This is a genomic window from Actinomadura sp. NPDC048955, from assembly GCF_040649435.1.
Taxonomy (GTDB): domain Bacteria; phylum Actinomycetota; class Actinomycetes; order Streptosporangiales; family Streptosporangiaceae; genus Spirillospora; species Spirillospora luteofluorescens.
In genome coordinates this window covers 1-1081 of the sequence record NZ_JBEZJI010000211.1, presented here as the reverse complement: position 1 = coordinate 1081, position 1081 = coordinate 1, and the positions used below count along the sequence as shown (strand labels likewise).

3 protein-coding genes are annotated in these 1081 nt (G+C 32.7%); all 3 read right to left on the bottom strand.

Annotation, left to right across the window (positions count from 1 at the left end; genetic code table 11):
* Nucleotides 1-56 precede the first annotated feature (56 nt).
* The 3 genes from AB0C84_RS46330 to AB0C84_RS46320 are packed head-to-tail and all read right to left on the bottom strand — an operon-like array spanning nucleotide 57 to nucleotide 836.
* Complete coding sequence (locus tag AB0C84_RS46330) at nucleotides 57-503, bottom strand: transcriptional regulator (RefSeq protein ID WP_002484732.1); 447 nt, start codon at nucleotides 501-503, stop codon at nucleotides 57-59.
* A 16-nt stretch (nucleotides 504-519) separates the two neighbouring features.
* On the bottom strand, nucleotides 520-669 hold the full coding sequence (locus AB0C84_RS46325) for a DUF1514 family protein (protein ID WP_002484731.1): 150 nt from the start codon (nucleotides 667-669) through the stop codon (nucleotides 520-522).
* The gene (locus tag AB0C84_RS46320) at nucleotides 669-836 is read right to left on the bottom strand and encodes a hypothetical protein (protein ID WP_002497596.1); all 168 of its coding nucleotides are present in this window, start codon (nucleotides 834-836) and stop codon (nucleotides 669-671) included. Before AB0C84_RS46320 ends, AB0C84_RS46325 begins: the two co-directional genes overlap by 1 nt.
* Nucleotides 837-1081: the final 245 nt, after the last annotated feature.

Here is a 1081-nt window from a genome sequence, read left to right as displayed (position 1 = left end):
TATGATACAAGAATACCCTATTGACAACCCGCAATTCACTATACACCCAATTGCGATTAGTCGAAGTATATCCACCCAATCCTTTTTGCTATATCTCTCATTATTTGATTACGCATTCTAATAGCTGAATGTTGACTTATTACCTTGTCATCTTCTCTACGTTTAGTTAACTCATGAGCAATATCTTCCCACTCGTATATCAATAAATCTTTTTCCCAGTATCTATATTCGATAATAGCTTTCTGTTCAGGAGTTGCATTTCTATATACATCTTCAACTGCTGCGATAGTTGCTTGTAAGTTACGATATTTATCATCTTTGTGTAGCTCAATTATTTCATTTTCTACAGGACTGCTTGGAAGATTAGATTTTCCGCCACCAGTATTTGTATCTTGAGGTTGATATAATAACTCGTATCGCCTATATAATAGTTGCCCTTTCATATCTTCATACTTGCGAAAGAACTGTTCTAACTTTGGTATATCTTCTTTACCTAGATTCATAAGAAACCTCCGATACTTATTTTTTATTATCTTCAAAATACTTAATCTGACGACTTAATAGTTCGTTATAGTATTTATATTCACTTGCTTTGACTCTCAGTTCACTTTGAACACATAATGATATTAAGAGTGCAACAGCTAATACAATAGAAAGAATAATCCACATTAATAACTCACCTCATTAATATCTTGCTGATCAGTATTAATTGCATAATCACTCGGCACTTCCACCTCATCGTTTGCAGTCAACTTGTAATAAACTTCTCTGCCAATCCATTTGCCTAACTCGTACATTGCTATAGTGAACCAAAGTCTTATTAGTTTCTTAATCATTTTATCGACTCCTTTAATATTACAATTTTGAAAGTTTGATAAAACCTCCTGTAAATCTCGAAAATATTACGTTATATTTGCAATATCAATTAGGAGGTGTAGAAATGAGCAAATCAGCGAATAATGTGTTAGCTTCTTTTTGCTATTTCAGCGTATTTTTCATGCCTTTTTTATTTCCACTTATCGTTTGGATATTAGCTAGTGGTAATACTGCAAGACATGCTAGAAAAGCCTTACTTTACCAT

Excerpts from the sequence above, each read along its gene's own strand:
- AB0C84_RS46330 (WP_002484732.1), bottom strand. The coding sequence starts at position 503 with ATGAATCTAGGTAAAGAAGATATACCAAAGTTAGAACAGTTCTTTCGC.
- AB0C84_RS46325 (WP_002484731.1), bottom strand. The coding sequence starts at position 669 with ATGTGGATTATTCTTTCTATTGTATTAGCTGTTGCACTCTTAATATCA.
- AB0C84_RS46320 (WP_002497596.1), bottom strand. The coding sequence starts at position 836 with ATGATTAAGAAACTAATAAGACTTTGGTTCACTATAGCAATGTACGAG.